This window comes from Pseudomonas sp. JV241A, assembly GCF_900275665.1.
GTDB lineage: Bacteria > Pseudomonadota > Gammaproteobacteria > Pseudomonadales > Pseudomonadaceae > Aquipseudomonas > Aquipseudomonas wadenswilerensis.
Genome location: NZ_OPYO01000013.1, coordinates 440608 through 464854, shown reverse-complemented (window position 1 = coordinate 464854; position 24247 = coordinate 440608). Strand labels below are relative to the sequence as shown.

At 63.2% G+C, this 24247-nt stretch carries 19 protein-coding genes; 6 read left to right on the top strand and 13 right to left on the bottom strand.

Going from position 1 to position 24247, the window contains the following annotated elements:
- Positions 1 to 52: 52 nt before the first annotated feature.
- From JV241A_RS08795 to miaE, 5 genes are all read right to left on the bottom strand, one after another.
- Positions 53 to 1585: a DHA2 family efflux MFS transporter permease subunit gene (locus JV241A_RS08795; protein ID WP_134061985.1), complete on the bottom strand. Its 1533-nt coding sequence runs from the start codon at positions 1583 to 1585 to the stop codon at positions 53 to 55.
- The gene (locus JV241A_RS08790; protein ID WP_115086201.1) at positions 1582 to 2778 is read right to left on the bottom strand and encodes an HlyD family efflux transporter periplasmic adaptor subunit; all 1197 of its coding nucleotides are present in this window, start codon (positions 2776 to 2778) and stop codon (positions 1582 to 1584) included. Before JV241A_RS08790 ends, JV241A_RS08795 begins: the two co-directional genes overlap by 4 nt.
- Before the next feature lie 15 nt (positions 2779 to 2793).
- Positions 2794 to 4260 carry an efflux transporter outer membrane subunit gene (locus tag JV241A_RS08785; RefSeq protein ID WP_134061983.1) on the bottom strand — a complete coding sequence of 489 codons (1467 nt, stop codon included), beginning with the start codon at positions 4258 to 4260 and terminating at the stop codon, positions 2794 to 2796.
- The gene (locus JV241A_RS08780; protein ID WP_115086199.1) at positions 4257 to 4730 is read right to left on the bottom strand and encodes a MarR family transcriptional regulator; all 474 of its coding nucleotides are present in this window, start codon (positions 4728 to 4730) and stop codon (positions 4257 to 4259) included. Before JV241A_RS08780 ends, JV241A_RS08785 begins: the two co-directional genes overlap by 4 nt.
- Positions 4731 to 4909: 179 nt before the next feature.
- Entirely contained in the window at positions 4910 to 5515 is a 606-nt protein-coding gene (gene miaE, locus JV241A_RS08775; protein WP_115086198.1) for a tRNA isopentenyl-2-thiomethyl-A-37 hydroxylase MiaE, read from the bottom strand.
- A 158-nt stretch (positions 5516 to 5673) separates the two neighbouring features.
- Between miaE and JV241A_RS08770 the strand changes: the two genes are divergently transcribed.
- Entirely contained in the window at positions 5674 to 6537 is an 864-nt protein-coding gene (locus JV241A_RS08770) for a universal stress protein (protein ID WP_134061981.1), read from the top strand.
- Positions 6538 to 6602: 65 nt separating this feature from the next.
- Here the strand turns inward: JV241A_RS08770 and JV241A_RS08765 are convergent, their stop codons facing one another.
- Positions 6603 to 7070: a DUF1289 domain-containing protein gene (locus JV241A_RS08765; protein ID WP_134061979.1), complete on the bottom strand. Its 468-nt coding sequence runs from the start codon at positions 7068 to 7070 to the stop codon at positions 6603 to 6605.
- A 406-nt stretch (positions 7071 to 7476) separates the two neighbouring features.
- Here JV241A_RS08765 and acnB point away from each other — a divergent pair, with 406 nt between their 5' ends.
- Complete coding sequence (gene acnB / locus JV241A_RS08760; protein WP_166675671.1) at positions 7477 to 10086, top strand: bifunctional aconitate hydratase 2/2-methylisocitrate dehydratase; 2610 nt, start codon at positions 7477 to 7479, stop codon at positions 10084 to 10086.
- A gap of 147 nt (positions 10087 to 10233) precedes the next feature.
- On the opposite strand, the gene prpD is transcribed toward acnB, so the two are convergent.
- The 6 genes from prpD to JV241A_RS08730 form a co-directional block, all read right to left on the bottom strand.
- Positions 10234 to 11718 carry a 2-methylcitrate dehydratase gene (gene prpD / locus JV241A_RS08755; RefSeq protein WP_134061977.1) on the bottom strand — a complete coding sequence of 495 codons (1485 nt, stop codon included), beginning with the start codon at positions 11716 to 11718 and terminating at the stop codon, positions 10234 to 10236.
- Between the two features lie 51 nt (positions 11719 to 11769).
- A complete protein-coding gene (prpF, locus tag JV241A_RS08750) occupies positions 11770 to 12960 on the bottom strand; it encodes a 2-methylaconitate cis-trans isomerase PrpF (protein ID WP_134061975.1) in 1191 nt (396 codons plus the stop codon).
- 164 nt (positions 12961 to 13124) lie between these two features.
- Positions 13125 to 15716: a Fe/S-dependent 2-methylisocitrate dehydratase AcnD gene (gene acnD, locus JV241A_RS08745; RefSeq protein WP_134061973.1), complete on the bottom strand. Its 2592-nt coding sequence runs from the start codon at positions 15714 to 15716 to the stop codon at positions 13125 to 13127.
- Positions 15717 to 15884: 168 nt separating this feature from the next.
- Positions 15885 to 17012, bottom strand: coding sequence for a 2-methylcitrate synthase (prpC, locus tag JV241A_RS08740; RefSeq protein WP_115086190.1), 1128 nt, complete (start codon positions 17010 to 17012; stop codon positions 15885 to 15887).
- Positions 17013 to 17088: 76 nt separating this feature from the next.
- The gene (gene prpB / locus JV241A_RS08735; protein WP_010222526.1) at positions 17089 to 17979 is read right to left on the bottom strand and encodes a methylisocitrate lyase; all 891 of its coding nucleotides are present in this window, start codon (positions 17977 to 17979) and stop codon (positions 17089 to 17091) included.
- Entirely contained in the window at positions 17976 to 18686 is a 711-nt protein-coding gene (locus JV241A_RS08730) for a GntR family transcriptional regulator (protein WP_045194728.1), read from the bottom strand. Before JV241A_RS08730 ends, prpB begins: the two co-directional genes overlap by 4 nt.
- Positions 18687 to 18979: 293 nt before the next feature.
- On the opposite strand from JV241A_RS08730, the gene JV241A_RS08725 reads away from it, so the two are divergent.
- The 4 genes from JV241A_RS08725 (at position 18980) to pabB (ending at position 23503) form a co-directional block, all read left to right on the top strand.
- The gene (locus JV241A_RS08725) at positions 18980 to 19516 is read left to right on the top strand and encodes an ATP-dependent zinc protease (protein ID WP_026001282.1); all 537 of its coding nucleotides are present in this window, start codon (positions 18980 to 18982) and stop codon (positions 19514 to 19516) included.
- 5 nt (positions 19517 to 19521) lie between these two features.
- Positions 19522 to 21054, top strand: a complete 1533-nt coding sequence (locus tag JV241A_RS08720) for an inactive transglutaminase family protein (RefSeq protein WP_115086189.1) — start codon at positions 19522 to 19524, stop codon at positions 21052 to 21054.
- Entirely contained in the window at positions 21054 to 22031 is a 978-nt protein-coding gene (locus JV241A_RS08715) for an alpha-L-glutamate ligase-like protein (protein ID WP_115086188.1), read from the top strand. Before JV241A_RS08720 ends, JV241A_RS08715 begins: the two co-directional genes overlap by 1 nt.
- 128 nt (positions 22032 to 22159) lie before the next feature.
- Positions 22160 to 23503, top strand: a complete 1344-nt coding sequence (gene pabB, locus JV241A_RS08710; RefSeq protein WP_134061971.1) for an aminodeoxychorismate synthase component I — start codon at positions 22160 to 22162, stop codon at positions 23501 to 23503.
- Positions 23504 to 23605: 102 nt separating this feature from the next.
- Here pabB and thrH read toward each other — a convergent pair whose 3' ends face one another.
- Complete coding sequence (gene thrH, locus JV241A_RS08705) at positions 23606 to 24223, bottom strand: bifunctional phosphoserine phosphatase/homoserine phosphotransferase ThrH (protein ID WP_038609216.1); 618 nt, start codon at positions 24221 to 24223, stop codon at positions 23606 to 23608.
- Positions 24224 to 24247: the final 24 nt, after the last annotated feature.

Below are 24247 nucleotides of genomic sequence, written 5' to 3'. Positions count from 1 at the left end.
GCCTGTGCATACAGTTCCTGTGGGAGCCGGCCTTGCCGGCGATGCTTTTACTTCAATGCCCCGCCGACGCCGGCCCGGCCTTGGCCGCGAACGGCGGCTTGGCCAGCCATACCAACAGAACCAGGCCAGCGAAAATCCAGCCCATCAGGGTGAAGTAATCCACCGTCGACATCATGTACGCCTGACTGCTGAGCATTCGCTCCAGCTGCGCATACGATTGCCCGTTCGCCCCGCCCAGCTGGTTCAGCGCCTCACGGGTGGCCGGATCAAAGGTGCTGATGTTCTCGCTGAGGTAGGCATGATGCTGGTCCGCCCGGCGAATCCAGATCCAGGTAGTCAGCGACGCGGCAAAACTGCCGCCCAGGGTCCGCAGGAAAGTCGCCAGCCCCGAGCCATCGGCAATCTGGTGCGGCGGCAGGTCGGAAAGCAGGATGCTCAAGGTCGGCATGAAGAACAGCGCCACACCGATACCCATGAACAACTGCACCAGGGCGATGTGCTGAAAGTCGACTTCGTTGGTAAAGCCGGCGCGCATGAAGCAACTGGTGCCAATCGCCAGGAATGCCAGCCCCGCCAGCAAGCGCAGGTCGAACTTGTGCGCGTACTTGCCGACAAACGGCGACATCAGCACCGGCAACAGGCCGATCGGCGCCACCGCCAGGCCCGCCCAGGTGGCGGTGTAGCCCATCTGCGTCTGCAGCCACTGCGGCAGGATCAGGTTGATGCCGAAGAACCCGGCATAACCGCCGACCAGCACGATGGTGCCGATGCGAAAGTTGCGGTGCACGAACAGGCGCAGGTTGACCACCGGGTGCTTGTCGGTCAGCTCCCAGATGATGAACACCGCCAGGAACACCACCGAGATCAGGCTGCCGATGACGATGAAATTCGACTCGAACCAGTCCAGGTCATTGCCCTTGTCGAGCACGATCTGCAAGGCCCCGACGCCGATGATCAGGCTCAACAGGCCGATATAGTCCATCGGCTGACGGCTGGTGCTGACCGGGCGGCTGCGCATCTGCTGGCGCACCACGGCAGCGGCGAACAGGCCGATCGGCACGTTGATGAAGAAAATCCACGGCCAGCTGTAGCTGTCGGTGATCCAGCCACCGAGAATCGGCCCGGCAATCGGCGCCACCACCGTGACCATCGCCAATAGCGCGAGTGCCATGCCGCGTTTCGCCGGCGGATAGACCGCGATCAGCAGGGTCTGGGTCATCGGGTAAAGAGGCCCGGCAACAATACCCTGGAGCACGCGAAAGCCGACCAGCTCAGGCATCGACTGGGCGATGCCGCACAGGAACGAGGCCAGCACGAACAGCAGCGTGGCCCAGATGAACAGCTTGACCTCACCGAAGCGCCGGCTCAGCCAGCCGGTCAGCGGCAAGGCAATGGCATTGCTCACCGCAAACGAGGTGATGACCCAGGTGCCCTGCTCCGAACTCACGCCGAGGTTGCCGGAAATGGTCGGCAACGCCACGTTGGCGATGGTGGTGTCGAGCACCTGCATAAAGGTCGCCAGCGACAGGCCGATGGTGGTCAGCAACAGGCTCGGCGGTGTAAAGGAAGCCTGATTGCCGCTCATCGCTGCGCCGTCTTGCTGGAGCCTGCACTGTTGTCATGGATCAGCTTGCTGATCAGGGTATCGGCCTCGACCAGCTGACGGTCGTACACCTGGGTGGCGAACGAAGCCTTCTGCGGCGGCTGCTGGGCCAGGACCGGGCCACTCTGGTCGTGCAGGTCGACCTCGACCTGGGTCGACAGGCCGATGCGCAGCGGGTGCTTGGCCAGTTGTTCGGCATTGATATGGATGCGCACCGGCACCCGCTGGACGATCTTGATCCAGTTGCCGGTAGCGTTCTGCGCCGGCAACAGGGCGAAGGCGCTGCCGGTACCGGCGCCGAGGCTGTCGATGGTGCCGCTGTACTTGACGTCGCTGCCGTACAGGTCGGCAACAATATCCACAGGCTGGCCAATGCGCATGTTGCGCAGCTGGGTTTCCTTGAAGTTGGCGTCGATCCACAGCTGGTCCAGGGGGATCACCGCCATGGTCGCGGTGCCCGGCTGCAGGCGCTGGCCCAGTTGCACGGTGCGCTTGGCCACGTAGCCCGTGACCGGCGCCACCAGGGTGGTGCGGGCGTTGTTCAGATAGGCCTGGCGCAGTTCAGCGGCAGCGGCCATCACCTCGGGGTGCGACGACACCACGGTGTCATCGACCAGCGCGGTAGTGGTGTTGAGTTGCTGCCTGGCATTGCTCAGCGCACTCTGCGCCGATGACAGGTCGTCACGGGCGTGGGACAGCTCCTCCTGGGAGATGGCCCCGCCGGCGGCGAGGGTCTTGCGTCGATTGAAGTTTTCCTGGGCCTTGCTCAGCTCGGCCTGACGCGCCGCCACCTGGGCTTTCATGCCGTCGACATTGCTGTACAAGCCGCGCACCTGGCGTACGGCGCGGGCCAACTTGGCTTCGGCGGCCTGCAGGCCGACCTCGGCATCGCTGGGGTCGAATTCGAGCAGCACCTGGCCTTCGTGGACCAGGTCGCCATCGTCAGCGCCGATGCTGACTACGGTGCCGGTAACCAGCGGAGTGATTTCCACCACGTTGCCGTTTACATAGGCATCGTCGGTCTCTTCGCTCCAGCGCCCGTAGAGCTCGTGCCAGGCCCAGACCGCGCCGCCAGCGACGACGATCAGCAGCGCAAGGGCCAGCAGCCAGGTCTTGCGCTTGCGCTGGTTGTCGAGGTCCTGCGTGGTGTCATCCGCAGAAGAAGTAGTGGCCATTGCTAATTCCTTGGCTTAGTGAATACGTGAAGTCGAAGGCAGCGCGGCTGCCTGGGTGTCACCCTGGAAACCACCACCCAGGGCTTGCATCAGCTGGATCGACATGTCGATCTGTTCGGCATTGAGCTCGGCCAGTTGGCGCTGGGCCTGGAGCAGCTGCTGCTCGACGCTGAGTACATCGAGGTAGTTGCCGATGCCGGAGCCGTAGCGCTGCATCACCGTGTCATAGGACTGCTGGGCGATGTCGGTGGCGTGCTGCTTGGCGACGATCTGCCGGCCCAGGGCATGCAACTGGTCAATGCTGTCGCTGACCTCGCCGAGGGCACTGACCAGGCGTTTGTTGTACTGGGCCACGGCCAGGTCGTAGTCGGCGTCACGGGCATCGAGGTCGGCGCGCAGGCGGCCTCCATCGAAGATCGGCAGCGACACCGCCGGGGCAATATTGAAGAAGCGGCTCGGCGCACCGAAGATCGCATCGCCCAACAGCGCCTGGGTGCCAGCGGCGGCACTGAGGTTGAGGTTGGGGTAGAAGCGGGTCTTGCTGGCGTCGATCTCCTTGCTTGCCGCCTCGACCCGCCAGCGTGCGGCCACCAGGTCCGGGCGACGCCCGAGCAGCTCGGCCGGCAAGGCTGAAGGCAAGGCCACGGCGCCAGGCTTGAGCACGGCCGGGCGGCTGATCTGGCCACCGCGATCCGGGCCTTTGCCAAGCAGTACCGCCAGGGCGATCTGGGCGCTGCGCAGTTGTTTCCCGGCGTTGATCGCCTGCTCTTCGGAGCTGGCCGCCAGGCTTTCGGTCTGCTGGTACTGGTAGGTACTGTCGATGCCCGAGGCCAGGCGGCGCTGGCCCAGTTCGAGCATCTGCCGGGTGCGCTTGAGGTCGTCCTGGGTCAGGTCATGGACGATATAGGCCTGGCCCAGCTGGCTGTAGGCGCGGGCGACATCGGCAGCGAGGGTCAGGCTCGCGGCCTGGCGGTCGATCTCGGCGGCGCGGGCTTCGCCCAGGGCAGCTTCCCAGGCATCACGCTGGCCGCCCCAGAGGTCGAAGGTGTAATTGAAGTCGACACCGAGGCTGCGCAGGGTCGAGTAGCTGCCGCCCTGCCCGCTCGGGTCCTGGTCGCGAGCCAGGCGCGAACGGCTGACGCTGGCCTCGGCATCCAGGGTCGGCGTGCGTGCAGCATCGGCGGCATAGGCCGCGGCGTTGGCCTGGTGGGCACGGGCGCTGGCGATCTGCATATCAGGGCTGTCTTGCAGGGCTTCACGGATCAGGCCGTCGAGCTGTGGATCGCCCAACTGGGTCCACCAGTCGCTTTTCGGCCAGGCGGCGGGCGACAGTTTGACGCCGTTCAGGGTCTGCGCGGCGTTCAACCCTGCAGCGTTAATGCTGCTGGCTTCGGTGTGCAGGCCACGGTAGCTGGCGCAACCGGCCAGGGTCAGGGCCAGCACCAGCAGGCTCAGGCCGGCACGCAAGGGGCTGGCGCTCATTTGGCACCTACACGCATGGCCGTCAGGGTGTCGCCGGAAGCCAGCAGCACCTTGGTCAGGATGGCTTCGAGGGTAGCCAGCTCGCTCGGCTCGAGCACGCCCACCAGCTCGTTCATCGCTGCTGCGCCGATCTGCGGCAACTGGTCGGCGAGCTTCTGGCCGTCTTCGCTCAGTTCCAGGCGAATTTGCCGACGGTCGTCAGGGCAACGGCGGCGGATGATCAGGTCTTTCTGTTCGAGACGGTCGAGCATGCGCGTCATCGAACCGCTGTCTACCGACAGGTAGCGGCACAGCTCGGCCGGGGTGTCGACGCCGTACTGGGCGACGATGATCAGCACCTTGAACTGCGCAGCGGTAACGCCGTAGGGCTGCATGTGGCTGTCGATGATGCGGTCTTTGACCAGCGCGGCGCGGCCCAGAAGCATGCCGAGGGTGCAGTTCTGGAAGTTTTCCGGGGTGTAATGCTGCATGGACGGAGATACCTGCTTAGGCAGTAAGTTACACAATGTTACTGCTTAGGCAGCTAACGTCAAGGCATTAATTAGCTTGCTTATTATTTGGGCGATAGAAGGCAATCGCGGGGCAAGCCCGCTCCCACACTGTGGGAGCGGGCTTGCCCCGCGATCAGGCATTCAAAAGAAGTGATTAATCAGGCAGGCACGCCACTGTGAAAGCGAAACTCTTCATCCGGGCTGCTGATCAGTTCGGCCTCGACCGCCCTGACCTTCTCCACCACCCGTTCGATATCCGCCGCATCACCGTACTGATGGGCGAGCTTCAGGTAACCCTGGTAATGCCGCGCCTCGCTGTTGAGCAGGCCGTGATAGAACTTGCCCAGCTCTTCGTCCAGGTGCGGCACCAGTGCGGCAAAGCGCTCGCAACTGCGCGCTTCAATAAAGGCACCGACGACCAGGGTGTCCACCAGCTTCACCGGCTCATGGGTCCGCACCACCCGGCGCAGGCCCGAGGCATAGCGCCCGGCCGACAACGGACGCAGGGCAATCTTGCGCCGTTTCATCAGGCGCAGCACCTGCTCGTGGTGCACCAGCTCTTCACGGGCCAGGCGCGACATCATGTTGATCAGATCCAGGTGCGTGTTGTACTTGGCCATCAAGCTCAGCGCGGTGCTGGCGGCCTTGAACTCGCAGTTCTTGTGATCGATCAGCAGGGTCTCCTGGTCGGCAAGCGCCGCCTGGACCCAGGCGTCAGGGGTACGGCAACCAAGGAAGGCTTCGATTTCGGGAATAAGGGACATAGGCTCACAAACAGGCAGGGCAAACGGCAAGACCGGCGATTATACCGGCAGCAGCGCCGATCACCAGTGAACTATGCTTGATACATATCAACGCCCATTGCAGTTGGCGCCGACTATAGTCAGGCATTGGCCGCCATTTATGAAGGGAGTTCACGCTCATGCTAGAAGTACGCAGCATCCTGGTGGTACTTGATCCCGAACACGCGCACAGCCGGGCGCTGACCCGGGCCAAACTGATCGCCGGGGTCACCGGCGCGCGCCTGCACCTGCTGATGTGCGACAAGAGACAGGACCACAGCGCGCTGCTCAGCCTGCTGGCCAGCCAGCTGCATGATGACGGCTACGATAACGTGACCCATGAGCAGGCCTGGCACGACTCCCTGCACGAGTCGATCATCGACGTGCAGCAGGCCGAAGGCTGCGAGCTGGTGATCAAGGAACATCGCCCGGACAACCCGCTCAAGCGCGCCCTGCTCACCCCCAGCGACTGGAAGCTGCTGCGCCAGTGCCCGTGCGCGGTGCTGATGGTCAAGACCGAGCGGCCGTGGACTGGCGGAGTGATCCTCGCCGCGGTGGATGTCGGCAACCACGACGAGGCCCATCGCCTGCTGCACACCAGCATCATCGACCATGGCTACGCGATTACCAGCCTGGCCAAGGGCGAGCTGCATGTGATCAGCGCCCATCCGTCGCCGATGCTGTCAGCGGCAGACCCGGTGTACCAGCTCAAGGACACCATCGAACGCAAGTACCGCGAGGAATGCGCGGCGTTCCAGGCCGAGTTCGACATCAGCGATGAGCACCTGCATGTCGCCGAAGGCCCGGCGGATGTGCTGATCCCCTATACGGCGAGCAAGTACGACGCGGTGGTGACGGTGATCGGTACCGTGGCCCGTACCGGGATTTCCGGCGCGCTGATCGGCAACACCGCCGAGGTGGTGCTGGATGCGCTGGAGTGCGATGTGCTGGTGCTCAAGACCGAGGAAGTTAAGGTGCACCTGACGGAACTGGCACAAAGCTGAGGGCCTCATCGCGGGGCAAGCCCGCTCCTACAAACCTGTGGGAGCGGGCTTGCCCCGCGATGGCTTCAACCCAAGGCATCCTTGAGAAACCCCGGCGCGATATAGCGCTGGTAATGGGCCTCGGACAGCAAGAAGAATTCCCGATCAATGGCATCGCGCAACTCGGGCAGTTCCCAGTCACGAAACTCCGGCAACAACACCATGCCGTAAGCCTCCAGCTCACGGATCACCCGCGCCCCGCGGGCAATCAGTTGATACGCCCAGCAATATTCGGACTGGTGCGGCACGAAGCGGATCTTGCGCAGCTCCAGTTGCTCGCGCAGGCGCGTGGCATCAAAGACTTCAAGTTTGGCCACCATGACCTGCACCAGCAATTGCTCCAGGCGCAGCCACACCGCACGCTTTTCGTCTTCGTTGTAGCCGTTCCAGTTGATCACTTCATGGTGAAAACGCTTGCAGCCACGGCACACCAAGTCCCCGTAAACCGTGGAGCAGAGGCCGACACAAGGCGTTTTAATTGACTGATTGGACATGAAAAAATCGACAGTTTGGCGGTGGAACAGGCTGCCATGTTAGCCCTTTGTCTAACGAGGGTCACCCGCTAAAGTCATCCAGCGCGCCTTACCTTTATCGACTTTTTACCGTAGAATCATCCGGCCTTTTTAAGGCAGCAATGTCCGTTAGAAGCTGTTTTCAAAGCGTCACGAGCACAGTTCATCCGGTAGAACGGCGTTGGCCCGGGATATTCGTCAAGCGCATGTCCCGCGCCAGCCCTCATCAGCCTCCGTTCTACAGGCGTAAAACTTTGAAAGCAGCTTCTGTAAGGATTTCCTGCAACCCTGGCTACGCGGCCCAAGAAGCCGTATTGCGCACGGGTGCCGGAATTTCTGGATGAGCGTCCCGGACACCCATTTGGGACCACTGATGAGGGTAATAACTGTGCTTGAAGCCTACCGCAAACACATCGAAGAGCGTGCCGCCCAGGGTATCGTGCCCCAGCCGCTTAACGCCGAACAAACCGCAGGCCTGGTCGAGCTGCTGAAGAATCCCCCTGCTGGCGAAGAAGCAGTCCTCGTCGACCTGATCACCAACCGCGTTCCACCAGGAGTGGACGAAGCCGCCTACGTCAAGGCCGGTTTCCTTTCCGCCGTCGCCAAAGGCGAAGCCAACTCCCCGCTGATCGACAAGAAGCGCGCCGTTGAGCTGCTGGGCACCATGCAGGGCGGCTACAACATCGCCACCATGGTCGAGCTGCTGGACAACGCCGAACTGGCCCCTGTCGCCGCCGAACAGCTCAAGCACACCCTGCTGATGTTCGATGCGTTCCACGACGTCGCCGAAAAAGCCAAGGCGGGCAATGCCCACGCCAAGGCCGTGCTGGATTCCTGGGCCGCCGGTGAGTGGTTCACCAGCAAGCCAGCCATCGCTGACAAGTACAGCCTGACCGTGTTCAAGGTCCCCGGCGAAACCAACACCGACGACCTGTCCCCTGCCCCGGACGCCTGGTCGCGCCCAGACATCCCGCTGCACGCCCTGGCCATGCTGAAAATGGCCCGTGACGGCATCGTGCCTGAGCAACAAGGCGCCATCGGCCCGCTCAAGCAGATCGAAGAAGTCAAAGCCAAGGGCTTCCCGGTTGCCTACGTCGGCGACGTGGTCGGTACCGGTTCTTCGCGTAAGTCCGCGACCAACTCGGTACTGTGGTTCTTCGGCGACGACATCCCGTACGTACCGAACAAGCGTGCTGGCGGCTTCTGCTTCGGCTCGAAAATCGCCCCGATCTTCTACAACACCATGGAAGACGCCGGCGCCCTGCCGATCGAGTTCGACGTGTCGAACCTGAACATGGGCGACGTCATCGACGTCTACCCGCACGCCGGCAAAGTCTGCAAGCACGGCACCGAAGACGTCATCACCACCTTCGAACTGAAGACCCCGGTGCTGCTCGACGAAGTCCGCGCTGGCGGCCGTATCCCGCTGATCGTCGGCCGTGGCCTGACCGAGAAAGCCCGTGCCGAGCTGGGCCTGGGCCCAACCGACCTGTTCAAGCTGCCTGAAGCACCTGTCGACACCGGCAAGGGCTACACCCTGGCACAGAAGATGGTCGGTAAAGCCTGCGGCCTGCCGGAAGGCAAAGGCGTGCGTCCAGGCACCTACTGCGAACCGAAGATGACCACCGTCGGCTCCCAGGACACCACTGGCCCGATGACCCGCGACGAGCTGAAAGACCTGGCGTGCCTGGGCTTCTCCGCCGACCTGGTCATGCAGTCGTTCTGCCACACCGCGGCCTATCCAAAGCCGATCGACGTCACCACCCACCACACCCTGCCGGATTTCATCCGCACCCGTGGCGGCGTGTCCCTGCGTCCAGGCGACGGCATCATCCACAGCTGGCTGAACCGCATGCTGCTGCCGGACACCGTCGGTACCGGTGGTGACTCGCACACCCGCTTCCCGATCGGCATCTCGTTCCCGGCCGGTTCCGGCCTGGTCGCCTTCGCCGCTGCCACCGGCGTCATGCCGCTGGACATGCCGGAGTCGGTACTGGTGCGCTTCAAGGGCAAACTGCAACCGGGCATCACCCTGCGTGACCTGGTCCACGCCATCCCTTACTACGGCATCCAGAAAGGCCTGCTGACCGTCGAGAAGAAAGGCAAGATCAACGCCTTCTCCGGCCGCATCCTGGAAATCGAAGGCCTGGACGAGCTGACCGTCGAGCAAGCGTTCGAACTGTCTGACGCCTCGGCTGAACGTTCGGCTGCCGGTTGCACCATCAAGCTGCCGGAAAAAGCCGTTGCCGAGTACCTGAAGTCGAACATCACCCTGCTGCGCTGGATGATCAGCGAAGGCTACGGCGATGCCCGCACCATGGAACGTCGCGCCCAAGCGATGGAAGCCTGGCTGGCCAACCCGCAGCTGCTGGCTGCCGACAAGGACGCCGAATACGCCGAGATCATCGAGATCGACCTGGCCGACGTCAAAGAGCCTGTGCTCTGCGCCCCGAACGACCCGGACGACGCCCGTCTGCTCTCCTCCGTACAGGGCGAGAAGATCGACGAAGTGTTCATCGGTTCGTGCATGACCAACATTGGTCACTTCCGCGCTGCCGGCAAGCTGCTGGACAAGGTCAAAGGCTCGATCCCGACCCGTCTGTGGCTGTCGCCGCCAACCAAGATGGACGCTCACCAGCTGACCGAAGAAGGCTACTACGGCATCTACGGCAAGGCTGGCGCGCGCATGGAAATGCCGGGCTGCTCGCTGTGCATGGGTAACCAGGCACGTGTTGCAGCGAACTCGACCGTTGTGTCGACTTCGACCCGTAACTTCCCGAACCGTCTGGGTGATGGTGCCAACGTCTACCTGGCGTCTGCCGAGCTGGCCGCTGTTGCCTCGATCCTGGGCAAGCTGCCAACCGTCGAAGAGTACATGGAGTACGCGAAGAACATCGACAGCATGGCTGCCGACGTTTACCGCTACCTGAGCTTCGACCAGATCGCCGAGTTCCGTGAAGCGGCTGCGAACGCCAAGATCCCGGTTGTTCAAGCGTAAGCTGACTTAGCGTGAAAAAAAGCCCCGCCAATTGGCGGGGCTTTTTATTGGGCCTGCTTTGCAGGCCATCGCTGGCAAGGCCAGCTCCCACAGGGAATGTCTACACAGGACCACTGTGGGAGCCGGCGTTGCCGGCGATGAGGCCCTTCAGATCACGAACAAATCCACAAACCGCTGCACCGCCATCACCTCAAGCGCCGCCTGGTCTTTGCACAAGGCAAAGATCTCGGCGCTGCGCTGCCCGGTAAAACGCGTTGCCAGGTTGGCCTTGAACTTCTCTTCCAGCAATGGGATCCCCTCGGCCCGCCGCCGGCGATGACCGATCGGGTACTCCACCACCACCTGCTCGGTGCTCGAACCGTCATTGAAAAACACCTGCACGGCATTGGCGATCGAACGCTTGTCGGCCTCCAGGTATTCACGGGTATAACGCGGCTCTTCGACGATCTCCATCTTCTCGCGCAGGCGGTCGATGATCGGGTGCGCGGCATGGAAATCATCTTCGTATTGTTCGGCCACCAGGTTGCCGAAAATCAGCGGCACGGCGGTCATGTACTGGAGGCAGTGATCGCGGTCGGCGGCATTGGCCAGGGTGCCGACCTTGGAGATGATGCGGATCGCCGATTCATGGGTGGTAATGACAATACGCTCGATTTCATGCAGGCGGTTGCGCACCTGCGGGTGCAGAATCACCGCCGCCTCACAGGCAGTCTGGGCATGGAATTCGGCAGGGAAGCTGATCTTGAACAGCACGTTTTCCATCACGTAGCTGGCGTATTTCTGCGTCAGGCTGAAGGCGCGCTTGTCTTCAGGCTTGAGCGCCAGGTCCTTGTTGGTGTGACTGAACAGCACATCATAAAAGCCCCACTGCGGCGCGCTCAGTACCCCGGGAATACCCATCTCGCCACGCAGGGCGATATCGGCCAGGCGCACGCCGCGGCTGGAAGCATCGCCCGCCGCCCAGGACTTGCGCGAGCCGGCATTCGGCGCATGGCGATAAGTACGCAGCGCCTGGCCGTCGACGAAGGCATGGGAAAGTGCCGCCAGCAGCTGTTCGCGATTGGCGCCCATGAGCTTGGCGCACACGGCCGTCGAGGCGACCTTGACCAGCAGCACATGGTCCAGCCCGACGCGGTTGAAGGAGTTTTCCAGGGCAATCACACCCTGGATCTCGTGGGCCATGATCATCGCCTCAAGCACCACGCGCATGCTCAAGGGCGCTTCGCCATTGGCCACACGTTTTTGCGAGAGGTGATCGGCCACGGCCAGGATGCCGCCGAGGTTGTCCGAGGGATGCCCCCACTCGGCGGCCAGCCAGGTGTCGTTGTAGTCGAGCCAACGGACGATACAACCGATGTCCCAAGCGGCCTTGACCGGGTCCAGGCGGTAGCTGGTACCCGGCACCCGCGCGCCGAACGGTACCACGGTCCCTTCCACCAGTGGCCCCAGGTGCTTGGTACATTCGGGGAAGCGCAACGCCAGCAGGCCGCAGCCCAGGGTATCCATCAGGCAGTTGCGCGCCGTGTCCAGCGCCTCCGGCGATTCGGCCTTGAAGCCCAGGACGTAATCAGCGATGTCCTGCAGCACCCGGTCATAATCGGGGCGGTTGTTCAGATCAACGTTGGCACTCATTTCACATCTCTCTGTTGACGTAGGTAACAGGGAGCCAAGCGCCGCTACTGGTTAGAAGGCATCACCGGGTACCCGTACCCAGCCCTCCATCAGTACGCGAGCGCTACGGCTCATGATTGCTTTGGTGACAGTCCACTCACCGTTCACCTGCCGGGCTTCGGCGCCAACGCGCAGGGTGCCCGAGGGGTGACCGAAACGTACGGCCGTGCGCTCGCCACCACCGGCGGCGAGGTTGACCAGGGTGCCAGGCACTGCCGCGGCAGTACCGATGGCCACGGCGGCAGTGCCCATCATGGCGTGGTGCAACTTGCCCATGGACAGCGCCCTTACCAATAGATCAACGTCGCTGGCGGCCACGGCTTTACCGCTGGATGACTGATAGGCCGCCGGTGGCGCGACAAAGGCGACTTTCGGTGTGTGCTGGCGCTTGGCGGCTTCGTCGACATGCTCGATCAGGCCCATGCGCACCGCGCCATAGGCACGGATGGTCTCGAAACGGGCCAGGGCTTGCGGGTCGCTGTTGATCGCGTCCTGCAGCTCGGTGCCGGTGTAACCGATGGCTTCGGCCTGGATGAAGATGGTCGGAATGCCGGCATTGATCAGCGTGGCCTTCAGCGTGCCGACACCGGGCACCACCAGGTCGTCGACCAGGTTGCCGGTGGGGAACATCGAGCCGCCCTCGCCGTCTTCATCGGCGGCCGGGTCCATGAACTCGAGCTGCACCTCGGCGGCCGGAAAGGTTACGCCGTCCAGTTCGAAGTCGCCGGTTTCCTGGACTTCGCCATTGGTGATCGGCACATGGGCAATGATGGTCTTGCCGATATTGGCCTGCCAGATGCGCACCACGGCCATGCCGTTGTGCGGGATGCGGCCGCTGTCGACCAGGCCGGCGCTGATGGCGAACGAGCCGACGGCTGCCGAGAGGTTGCCGCAGTTGCCGCTCCAGTCGACGAACGCGGTGTCGATCGAGACCTGGCCGAACAGGTAGTCGACATCGTGCTCGGGCTTGATGCTGCGCGAAAGGATCACGGTTTTGCTGGTACTGGACGTCGCGCCGCCCATGCCGTCGATCTGCTTGCCATAGGGGTCGGGGCTGCCGATCACCCGCAGCAGCAGCGCGTCGCGGGCCGGGCCCGGGATCTGCGCGCTTTCCGGCAGGTCGTCGAGGCGGAAGAAAACGCCCTTGCTGGTGCCGCCACGGATGTAGGTGGCGGGGATTTTGATCTGGGGTACGTGAGCCATGGGGGTCTTGTCCTGTTGTCGTTCAGCAATCTTCAGGCTATTCACCTTCCCTGTGGGAGCCGGCTTGCCGGCGATGGCATCGACGCGGTCTATGCAACTGCGCGGTGCCGGCATCGCTGGCAAGCCAGCTCCCACAGAGGGCAAGTTGCCTGTACCTCAACCCATCAAACCGCTACCGCCGATTCGAGGAAGTCCTGGGCAAAGCGCTGCAGCACCCCGCCGGCTTCGTAGATCGACACTTCTTCGGCGGTATCCAGGCGGCAGGTCACCGGCACTTCGACACGTTCGCCGTTGGCCCGGGTGACAACCAGGGTCAGGGTCGCCCGCGGGGTGCGCTGGCCGAGCACGTCGAAGGTTTCGGTGCCGTCGATGCCCAGGGTCTTGCGGTTGACGCCCGGCTTGAACTCCAGCGGCAACACGCCCATGCCCACCAGGTTGGTGCGGTGGATTCGCTCGAAGCCTTCGGCGACGATGGCCTCGACACCGGCCAGGCGCACGCCCTTGGCCGCCCAGTCACGGGACGAGCCCTGGCCGTAGTCGGCACCGGCAACGATGATCAGCGGCTGCTTGCGCTGCATGTAGGTTTCGATCGCTTCCCACATACGGGTGACCTTGCCTTCCGGCTCGATGCGCGCCAGCGAACCCTGCTTGACCTTGCCGCCTTCCTGGACCATTTCGTTGAACAGTTTGGGGTTGGCGAAGGTTGCGCGTTGCGCGGTCAGGTGGTCGCCACGGTGGGTCGCGTAGGAGTTGAAGTCCTCCTCCGGCAGGCCCATTTTCGCCAGGTACTCACCGGCCGCGCTGTCGAGCATGATGGCGTTGGACGGCGACAGGTGGTCGGTGGTGATGTTGTCCGGCAGCACCGCCAGCGGGCGCATGCCCTTGAGCGTGCGCTCGCCGGCCAGGGCGCCTTCCCAGTACGGCGGGCGGCGGATGTAGGTGCTCATCGGGCGCCAGTCGTACAGCGGGGTGACCTTGGGCCCGGTGTCTTCCTGCACGGCGAACATCGGGATGTACACCTGGCGGAACTGCTCGGGCTTGACCGCCGCCTTGACCACCGCGTCGATCTCTTCGTCGCTTGGCCAGATGTCTTTCAGGCGGATTTCCTTGCCATCGACCACGCCCAGCACGTCCTTCTCGATGTCGAAGCGGATGGTGCCGGCAATCGCATAGGCCACCACCAGCGGCGGCGATGCCAGGAACGCCTGCTTGGCGTACGGGTGGATACGGCCGTCGAAGTTGCGGTTGCCCGAGAGCACGGCGGTGGCGTACAGGTCGCGATCGATGATCTCTTGCTGGATGACCGGATCAAGCGCACCGGACATACCGTTGCAGGTGGTGCAGGCAAAGGCGACGATGCCGAAACCGAGCTGCTCCAGCTCGTCATCCAGGCCCGCCTCTTTCAGGTACAGGGCCACGGTTTTCGAGCCCGGTGCCAGCGACGATTTCACCCACGGCTTGCGCACCAGGCCAAGCTTGTTGGCGTTGCGTGCGAGCAAACCGGCGGCAATCACGTTGCGCGGGTTGCTGGTGTTGGTGCAGCTGGTGATCGCAGCGATGATCACCGCGCCATCGGGCATTTGCCCCGGCACTTCGTCCCACTGGCCGGCAATGCCTTTGCTCGACAGGTCGCTGGTGGCGACCCGGGCGTGGGGGTTGGATGGCCCGGCCATGTTGCGCACCACGCTGGACAGGTCGAAGCGCAGCACCCGCTCGTACTCGGCGTTGGCCAGGCTGTCGGACCACAGGCCGGCGACCTTGGCGTAGGTTTCCACCAGCTTGACCTGCTCGTCTTCACGGCCGGTGAGCTTGAGGTAGTCGATGGTCTGCTGGTCGATGGAGAACATCGCCGCGGTGGCGCCGTATTCCGGAGCCATGTTGGAGATGGTCGCGCGGTCGCCCAGGGTCAGGGCGCGAGCACCTTCGCCGTAGAATTCCAGGTAGGCGCCAACCACCTTTTCCTTGCGCAGGAATTCGGTCAGGGCCAGCACCACGTCAGTGGCGGTGATGCCCGGCTGCGGCTTGCCCGAGAGCTCGACGCCGACGATCTCCGGCAGGCGCATCCACGAGGCGCGGCCGAGCATGACGTTCTCGGCTTCAAGGCCGCCGACGCCGATGGCGATCACGCCCAGGGCATCGACGTGCGGGGTGTGGCTGTCGGTGCCGACACAGGTGTCCGGGTAGGCCACGCCGCGCTCGGCATGGATCACCGGCGACATCTTCTCCAGGTTGATCTGGTGCATGATGCCGTTGCCTGGCTGGATCACGTCGACGTTCTTGAACGCCTTCTTGGTCCAGTTGATGAAGTGGAAACGGTCTTCGTTGCGGCGGTCTTCGATGGCGCGGTTCTTCTCGAACGCCTGCGGGTCGAAACCACCGCATTCCACCGCCAGGGAGTGGTCGACGATCAGCTGCACCGGCACCACCGGGTTGACCTGGGCCGGGTCACCGCCACCTTCGGCGATGGCGTCGCGCAGGCCGGCGAGGTCGACCAGCGCGGTCTGGCCAAGGATGTCGTGGCACACCACGCGGGCCGGGAACCAGGGGAAGTCGAGGTCGCGCTTGCGCTCGATCAGCTGGCCCAGCGAGGCATTGAGGCTGGCCGGATCGCAGCGGCGCACCAGGTTTTCCGCCAGTACGCGGGAGGTATAAGGAAGACGGTCATAGGCGCCGGGCTTGATCGCATCGACCGCCGCGCGGGCGTCGAAATAATCCAGGCCAGTGCCCGGCAGGTTCTTGCGAAATTCACTATTCATGGCACAGGGACTCAATCACGGTAGGGTCGGGAGGCAATCCGACTAGCCCCTTCTTGCTACTGTGGGAGCGGGCTTGCCCCGCGATAGCGATCTATCAAGTACATCGCATCGCGGGGCAAGCCCGCTCCCACCCGCAGGAAGGGAGCGTAAGCCGTTTGCCCGCCAGTCTCAGCGTTGTTCGATTGGCACGAACTTGCGCTGTTCGACGCCGGTGTACTCGGCGCTCGGGCGGATGATGCGGTTGTTGGCACGCTGCTCGAATACATGCGCCGCCCAGCCGGTCAGGCGCGAGCAGACGAAGATCGGGGTGAACAGCTTGGTCGGGATGCCCATGAAGTGGTACGCCGAGGCATGGTAGAAGTCGGCATTGGGGAACAGCTTCTTCTGCTCCCACATGGTCTTGTCGATGGCTTCGGACACCGGGTACAGCACAGTGTCACCCACCTCATCGGCCAGCTTCTTCGACCAGGCCTTGATCACTTCGTTACGCGGGTCGGACTCTTTGTAGATGGCATGGCCAAAGCCCATGATCTTGTCCTTGCGCGCCAGCATCTGCAGCAGCTCGGTGACCGCTTCCTGCGGGCTCTGGAAGCGCTCGATCAGCTCCATCGCCGCTTCGTTGGCGCCGCCATGCAACGGGCCGCGCAGCGAGCCGATGGCCGCGGTGACGCAGGAATACAGGTCGGACAGGGTCGAGGCACAGACCCGCGCGGTGAAGGTCGAGGCGTTGAACTCGTGCTCGGCGTAGAGGATCAGCGAGACGTTCATCACCTTGACGTGCAGCTCGCTCGGCTTCTTGCCGTGCAGCAGGTGCAGGAAGTGGCCGCCAATGGTGTCTTCATCGCTGGTGCAGTCGATGCGCACGCCATCGTGGGTGAAGCGGTACCAGTAGCACATTACCGCCGGGAACAGCGCCAGCAGGCGGTCGGTCTTGTCGTGCTGCAGGTCGAAGGTCAGCTCCGGCTCCAGGGTGCCGAGCACCGAGCAACCGGTGCGCATGACGTCCATCGGGTGAGCATTCGCCGGAATGCGTTCGAGCACTTCTTTCAGGGCTTGCGGCAGGTCACGCAGGGCCTTGAGCTTGTGCTGGTACTCGGCCAGCTGCGCCTTGCTCGGCAGCTCGCCGTACAGCAGCAGGTAGGCGACTTCTTCAAACAGCGCGTGCTCGGCCAGGTCGCGCACGTCATAACCGCGATAGGTCAGGCCGGCACCGGCCAGCCCTACGGTCGACAGTGCGGTTTGCCCGGCCACTTGACCACGCAGGCCGGCACCGCTGAGTACTTTTGCTTCGGCCATGTCTTTCTCCACTTTTGAAATTGTTATGGAATCTTGGCTAATCGCGGGGCAAGCCCGCGCCTACAGGTTCGGGCATTCAGCCCTTTTTCTGGGCGAACAGTGCGTCGAGCTTCTGCTCGAACACGTGGTAGTTGATGGCGTCGTACAGCTCCATGCGAGTCTGCATGGTGTCGATGACGTTTTTCTGCGTGCCGTCGCGACGCAGCGCGGTGTAGACGTTTTCGGCAGCCTTGTTCATGGCGCGGAAGGCCGACAGCGGGTAGAGCACCAGCGAGACATCGACCGAAGCCAGTTCTTCGGTGGTGTACAGCGGCGTGGCGCCGAACTCGGTGATGTTGGCCAGGATCGGGGCTTTGACCCGGTCGGCGAAGGTCTTGTACATCGAAAGCTCGGTGATAGCTTCCGGGAAGACCATGTCGGCACCGGCCTCGATGCAGGCGGCGGCGCGGTCCAGGGCCGCTTCCAGGCCTTCGACGGCCAGCGCGTCGGTACGCGCCATGATCACGAAGCTGTCGTCGGTACGGGCGTCGACGGCGGCCTTGATGCGGTCGACCATCTCCTGCTGGGAGACGATTTCCTTGTTCGGGCGGTGGCCGCAGCGCTTGGCACCGACCTGGTCTTCGATATGGATAGCGGCGGCGCCGAACTTGATCATCGACTTGACGGTACGCGCAACGTTGAACGCCGAGGAGCCAAAACCGGTATCGACGTCCACCAGCAGCGGCAGGTCGCAGACGTCGGTGATGCGCCGTACGTCGGTCAGCACGTCGTCCAGGCCGCTGATGCCCAGGTCAGGCAGGCCCAGCGAGCCTGCGGCCACGCCGCCACCGGACAGGTAGATGGCCTTGAAACCGGCACGCTGGGCCAGCAGCGCGTGGTTGGCGTTGATCGCACCGACCACCTGCAACGGGTGTTCGGCGGCAACTGCATCGCGAAAGCGCTGGCCGGGACTGCTTTTCTGACTCATGACTCACCTCGTGGGCTGGTAGCGTCCAGATAGTGACGCTCGATGTTGCGTTTGGAGGCGCCGATGTGACGGCGCATCAAGAGCTCGGCCAGTTCACCGTCACGGTCGGCGATGGCATCGAGAATCCGGTGGTGTTCGGCGAACGCCTGGCGTGGCCGGTTGGGCGTGGCGGAGAACTGGATGCGATACATGCGCACCAGCTGATACAGCTCGCCGCAGAGCATCTGCACCAGGGTGCGGTTGCCGCTGCCCTGGATGATCCGGTAATGGAAGTCGAAATCGCCTTCCTGCTGGTAATAGCCAAGGCCGGCCTGGAAGGTGGCGTCGCGCTCGTGGGTGTCGAGCACCCGGCGCAGCTCGTCGATCTCGGCTACGCTCATACGCTCGGCGGCCAGGCGGCAGGCCATGCCTTCGAGGGACTCGCGAATCTCGTACAGCTCGATCAGCTCGGCATGGCTGAGCGACACCACCCGTGCCCCGACATGGGGCACGCGCACCAGCAGGCGCTGGCCTTCCAGGCGGTGGATCGCCTCGCGCAGCGGCCCGCGGCTAATGCCGTAGGTGCGCGCCAGCTCAGGCTCGGAGATCTTGCTGCCGGGGGCGATCTCGCCTTTGACGATAGCCGCCTGGATACGCCGGAAGACGTTTTCCGAGAGGGTTTCGCTGTCGTCTGCCACTGTGCCGGGGGCTTGGGCTGTGTCCAGCATATTGTCGACACCTCATAAATCAATGAGGGCAAAACTAGCCAAACCAGCATGAATAGTCAAAGACAAAATCAACATTGTCGACAATCGTCTAAGAACGAACTTCAAGGTCCCCGCTGTTGTCTGAGTGCAGCCGCTGGCGCCAGCACACCAGCGTGATAGAATGCCGCGCCTCCCGACGGGGCACGAATAGTGTGTCTGTCATCTGTTCATGCAGGTGCCAGGTAAACGAGGAAGCTTGCGCAGTACTGCCAGTGGCCTTGACCCGAACATCGCACAGCACCGCGCCAGGATTTATGAGACTTACGCCCCTCCCACTGTTGTTCAGCCTCTGTCTGTTGCCGGCCCTGGGCCAGGCCGCGGAAAAGACCGTGTACGGCCTTAATGAATACGCCCGCCTGGCCGATATCGACCTGGAAGTGGCAGCCAAACTCGACACCGGGGCCAAGACCGCCTCGCTCAGTGCCCGCGACATCAAGCGCTTCAAGCGCAACGGTGAGTCCTGGGTGCGCTTCTACCTGGCAATTGACGCTGCCCACTCGCATCCGATAGAACGACCACTGGCCCGCGTCAGCAAGATCAAGCGACGCGCCGGTGATTACGACCCGGACGAAGGCAAGGCCTATACCGCCCGTCCGGTGATTGCCATGAACATCTGCATGGGTACGGCCCTGCGCAGCATCGAAGTGAACCTGACCGACCGCAGCGCGTTCCAGTATCCGCTGCTGATCGGCTCCGAGGCCCTCAAGCACTTCGACGCGCTGGTCGATCCAAGCCTTAAATACGCTGCCGGCAAACCCGCCTGCGCCACTGACGCTCACACCGCAGAGTAATCCTGATGCGCTCTCTTACCCTCCATCTGAAAGTCCTGATTACCGTCCTGGTGCTACTGGGCATCCTGGTCACGGCCTATCAGATCTTCTTTCTCGGCATTCCGGTGACCGAGGATGAAACCGATGACCTGTGGAACATCGACGCCAAGGTCGAGTTCGTCGCCAGCCCCAAGGACCCGGTCAAGGTCCAGATGTTCGTACCACCGCTGAGCCGCGACTACGTGAGCCTCAACGAGAGCTTCATCTCCAATAACTATGGCGTCAGCGTCAACCGCGTCGACGGCAACCGCAAGGTGACCTGGTCGGCACGCCGCGCCAACGGCAACCAGACCCTCTACTACCGCCTGGTGCTGACCAAGCGCTACAGCACCGAAAAGGCCAAGATCAAGGGCCCGACCTTCCGTGACAGCCTGGCCGTCGAAGGCCCCGAGAAGATCGCCGCCGAAGCCCTGATGGCACCTATTCGCCAGCACTCGGCCGACGTCGAAACCTTCGTCGGCGAAACCATCAAGCGGGTCAACAACCTCAACGACGACAACGTCAAGCTGCTGCTGGCCGGCGACACCTCGTCGCTGAACAAGGCCAAGGTCATCGACCTGCTGCTGTCCATCGCCCACGTACCGGTCGAGAAGGTCCACACCATCCGCCTGGTCGCCGACCAGCCGCAAACCCCGGAACTGTGGCTGCGCAGTTTCAACGGCACCGACTGGCTGTATTTCAACCCGGACACCGGCGAGCAAGGCCTGCCTGCCGACCGCCTGCTGTGGTGGACCGGCGATGACAACCTGATCACCGTCGATGGCGGCAAGAAAGCCAACGTCAGCTTCAGCCTCAACAACAGCGAAATGAACGCCATTCGCCTGGCCAAGCTGACCGACGAGAACACCGACGCCGACTTCCTCGAATACTCGCTGTACGGCCTGCCGCTGCAGACCCAGCAGACCTTCATGATCATGGTGATGATCCCGATCGGCGTACTGGTGATCCTGGTGCTGCGCAACCTGATCGGCATCCAGACCCTGGGTACCTTCACCCCGGTGCTGATCGCCCTGGCCTTCCGCGAAACCCAGCTGGGCTTCGGCATCATCCTGTTCACGGTGATTACCGCGCTCGGGCTGTCGCTACGCTCCTACCTCGAACACCTTAAATTGCAGATGCTGCCGCGCCTGTCGGTGGTGCTGACCTTCGTCGTGGTGCTGATCGCCGCGATCAGCCTGTTCAGCCACAAGCTGGGCCTGGAACGCGGCCTGTCGGTGGCGCTGTTCCCGATGGTGATCCTGACCATGACCATCGAGCGACTGTCGATCACCTGGGAAGAACGCGGTGGCGGCCATGCCATGAAAGTGGCGATCGGCACCCTGTTCGCCGCCTCCCTGGCGCACCTGCTGATGAGCGTGCCGGAGCTGGTGTACTTCGTCTTCACCTTCCCGGCGGTGCTGCTGGTACTGGTCGGCTTCATGCTGGCGATGGGTCGCTACCGCGGCTACCGCCTGACGGAGCTGGTGCGTTTCAAGGCTTTCGTGAAGGCTGACGCCTGATGTTCGGTCTCTGGAAAACCTGGAAAGCCCTGGAGGCCCGGGGCATCATGGGTATCAACCGGCGCAATGCGGACTACGTCCTCAAGTACAACAAGCGCCACTTGTACCCGATCGTCGACGACAAGATCATCACCAAGGAGCGTGCGATCCAGGCCGGCATCCATGTGCCGGAAATGTACGGGATCATCTCCACCGAGAAAGAGATCGACAAGCTCGGGGAAATCATCGGCGGGCGCAGCGACTTTGTCGTCAAGCCTGCCCAGGGTGCCGGCGGTGACGGCATCCTGGTGGTTGCCGATCGCTTCGAAGACCGTTATCGCACGGTCTCGGGCAAGATCATCAGCCACGAGGAAATCGAGCACCAGATCTCCAGCATTCTCACCGGCCTCTACTCCCTGGGCGGTCACCGCGACCGCGCACTGATCGAGTACCGGGTCACCCCGGACCAGATCTTCAAGAGCATCAGCTACGAAGGCGTGCCGGACATCCGCATCATCGTGCTGATGGGCTACCCGGTGATGGCCATGCTGCGTTTGCCGACCCGCCAGTCCGGCGGCAAGGCCAACCTGCACCAGGGCGCCATTGGCGTCGGCGTGGACCTGGCTACCGGCGTGACCCTGCGCGGTACCTGGCTGAACAACATCATCAGCAAGCATCCGGACACCACCAACGCGGTGGACGGCGTGCAACTGCCGAACTGGGACGGCTTCATGAAGCTTGCCGCCGGCTGCTACGAGCTGTGCGGCCTGGGCTACATCGGCGTCGACATGGTCCTGGACCAGGACAAGGGCCCATTGATCCTCGAGCTCAACGCCCGCCCCGGCCTGAACATCCAGATCGCCAACGACTGCGGCCTGACCCTGCGTACCCACGCAGTCGAGGCGCACCTGGAGCAGCTGGCCAAAGACGGCCGTCAGGAAAGCGTCGAAGAGCGCGTGCGCTTCGCCCAGGAGCTGTTCGGCCACGTGCCGAGCTGAGTCAACACTCCGCCTGCGTCAGCCTTCCCGGCTGGCGCGGGCTGGAGACTCAATGTCGTAGTCAGCGCTAGGAGCATTTCCTACAGAGGACTACAATCGCCTCCCCCGCATTCATAGCTGTTACTTGCATGCCGACCTGTACGCTCCATCCCCTGCCCTACCAGGCCAACCCTGCGGCCTACTTCGCGCGCGTCCGCAAGGCTCCCGGCGCCGTGCTGCTCGACAGCGCCCGGCCGACCGCCGAGCGTGGCCGCTTTGACCTGCTCAGTGCCTGGCCACTGCAGACCCTGGCGCCCACTGTGGATGAAAGCGGCAGCGCCTACCTGCAGCGCCTGCGTGAAAGCCTGGCGCAACTGGGCCGGGCGGATGTACCCGATGGCATCGAACTACCGTTTGCCGGTGGCCTGATCGGCTACTTGAGCTACGACTTCGGCCGGCGCCTGGAGCATTTGCCCAGCATTGCCGTCGACGACCTGGGCCTGGCCGATGCCAGTCTTGGCCTGTATGCCTGGGCGCTGATCAGCGACCACCAGCTCAAGCGCAGCCAGCTGCTGTTTCACCCAAGCCTGGCCGAGGCCGAGCGCCAGCGCCTGATCGAACTGTTCGAGGCTCCCGCCCCCGCCGACGCCACCGGTTTCTCGCTGCAAGCACCGATGCGCGGCGATATCAGCGCGCAAACCTACCGCCAGGCCTTCGACCGCGTGCAGCAGTACATCCATGCTGGCGACTGCTACCAGATCAACCTCACCCAACGCTTTCGCGCGCCGTGCCAAGGCGACCCCTGGCACGCCTACCAGGCCCTGCGCCAGGCGTGCCCGACACCCTATTCGGGTTTCCAGCTACTGGCCGATGGCAGCGCGCTGCTGAGCTTCTCGCCGGAGCGTTTCATCCAGGTCAGCAATGGCCAGGTAGAAACCCGGCCGATCAAGGGTACCCGCCCACGCAGCAGCGATGCCGCTGAAGATGCGCGCAACGCCGCCGAACTGCTGGGCAGTCGCAAGGATCGTGCAGAGAACCTGATGATCGTCGACCTGTTGCGCAACGACCTGGGGCGCACCTGCGAGATCGGCTCGGTGAAGGTGCCGGAACTGTTCAGCCTGGAAAGCTACCCCAACGTGCATCACCTGGTCAGCAGCGTCACCGGGCGCCTGGCCGCCGGCAAGGATGCCCTGGACCTGATCGCCGACAGCTTCCCCGGTGGCTCGATCACCGGTGCCCCGAAAATCCGCGCCATGCAGATCATCGACGAGCTGGAGCCCAGCCGCCGGGCGCTGTACTGCGGATCCCTGCTGTATGTGGACGTGCGTGGTGAGATGGACAGCTCGATTGCTATCCGCAGCCTGCTGGTCAAGGACGGTCAGGTGTGCTGCTGGGGGGGTGGCGCAGTGGTGGCGGATTCGGACTGGCAGGCGGAGTACGAAGAGTCGATCACCAAGGTCAAGGTGTTGCTCGAGACCTTGCAGGGCCTCTGAAAAGCATCGCCGGCAAGGCCGGCTCCCACAGGTAATGCATGCACTGGACCATTGTGGGAGCCGGCCTTGCCGGCGATGGGCTGCAGCGCAGCCCCAAAACCATCAGAGGCTCAACGACCGGTTCGAAGCCTTGATGAACTCTTTCTTCAGCGCCTCGAAATCATGCACCGCCGGGAACTGCGGAAACTCGCGGATCACGTTCTCCGGCGCATGGAACAGAATCCCTGCATCCGCCTCGCCGAGCATGGTGGTGTCATTGTACGAATCCCCCGCAGCAATCACCCGGTAATATAGGCTCTTGAAGGCCAGCACCGACTGGCGCTTGGGATCTTTCTGGCGCAACTGGTAACCGGTAACCCGATCGGTTTCGTCTGTGATCAAGCGATGGCAAAGCAGCGTCGGGAAGCCCAGCTGGCGCATCAGCGGCTGGGAGAATTCGTAGAAGGTGTCGGAAAGGATCACCACCTGGAAGCGCTCACGCAGCCAGTCGACGAACTCGATGGCGCCGTCCAGCGGCTTGAGCGTGGCGATCACCGCCTGGATATCGGAAAGCTTCAGGCCATGCTCATCGAGAATGCGCAGGCGTTGCTTCATCAGCACGTCGTAATCGGGAATGTCGCGGGTGGTGGCCCGCAGCGATTCGATTCCGGTTTTTTCCGCGAAGGCGATCCAGATTTCCGGGACCAGCACACCTTCCAGGTCGAGACAGGCAATTTCCACAGCACACTCCTCGAACAACGCCAA

Coding starts and splice junctions, on each gene's coding strand:
- JV241A_RS08795 (WP_134061985.1), bottom strand. CDS start 1,585: ATGAGCGGCAATCAGGCTTCCTTTACACCGCCGAGCCTGTTGCTGACC.
- JV241A_RS08790 (WP_115086201.1), bottom strand. CDS start 2,778: ATGGCCACTACTTCTTCTGCGGATGACACCACGCAGGACCTCGACAAC.
- JV241A_RS08715 (WP_115086188.1), top strand. CDS start 21,054: ATGTTCGGTCTCTGGAAAACCTGGAAAGCCCTGGAGGCCCGGGGCATC.
- prpB (WP_010222526.1), bottom strand. CDS start 17,979: ATGAGTCAGAAAAGCAGTCCCGGCCAGCGCTTTCGCGATGCAGTTGCC.
- JV241A_RS08720 (WP_115086189.1), top strand. CDS start 19,522: ATGCGCTCTCTTACCCTCCATCTGAAAGTCCTGATTACCGTCCTGGTG.
- JV241A_RS08725 (WP_026001282.1), top strand. CDS start 18,980: ATGAGACTTACGCCCCTCCCACTGTTGTTCAGCCTCTGTCTGTTGCCG.
- miaE (WP_115086198.1), bottom strand. CDS start 5,515: ATGTCCCTTATTCCCGAAATCGAAGCCTTCCTTGGTTGCCGTACCCCT.
- acnD (WP_134061973.1), bottom strand. CDS start 15,716: ATGAATAGTGAATTTCGCAAGAACCTGCCGGGCACTGGCCTGGATTAT.
- JV241A_RS08770 (WP_134061981.1), top strand. CDS start 5,674: ATGCTAGAAGTACGCAGCATCCTGGTGGTACTTGATCCCGAACACGCG.
- JV241A_RS08765 (WP_134061979.1), bottom strand. CDS start 7,070: ATGTCCAATCAGTCAATTAAAACGCCTTGTGTCGGCCTCTGCTCCACG.
- prpC (WP_115086190.1), bottom strand. CDS start 17,012: ATGGCCGAAGCAAAAGTACTCAGCGGTGCCGGCCTGCGTGGTCAAGTG.
- JV241A_RS08780 (WP_115086199.1), bottom strand. CDS start 4,730: ATGCAGCATTACACCCCGGAAAACTTCCAGAACTGCACCCTCGGCATG.
- pabB (WP_134061971.1), top strand. CDS start 22,160: ATGCCGACCTGTACGCTCCATCCCCTGCCCTACCAGGCCAACCCTGCG.
- prpD (WP_134061977.1), bottom strand. CDS start 11,718: ATGAGTGCCAACGTTGATCTGAACAACCGCCCCGATTATGACCGGGTG.
- JV241A_RS08785 (WP_134061983.1), bottom strand. CDS start 4,260: ATGAGCGCCAGCCCCTTGCGTGCCGGCCTGAGCCTGCTGGTGCTGGCC.
- prpF (WP_134061975.1), bottom strand. CDS start 12,960: ATGGCTCACGTACCCCAGATCAAAATCCCCGCCACCTACATCCGTGGC.
- JV241A_RS08730 (WP_045194728.1), bottom strand. CDS start 18,686: ATGCTGGACACAGCCCAAGCCCCCGGCACAGTGGCAGACGACAGCGAA.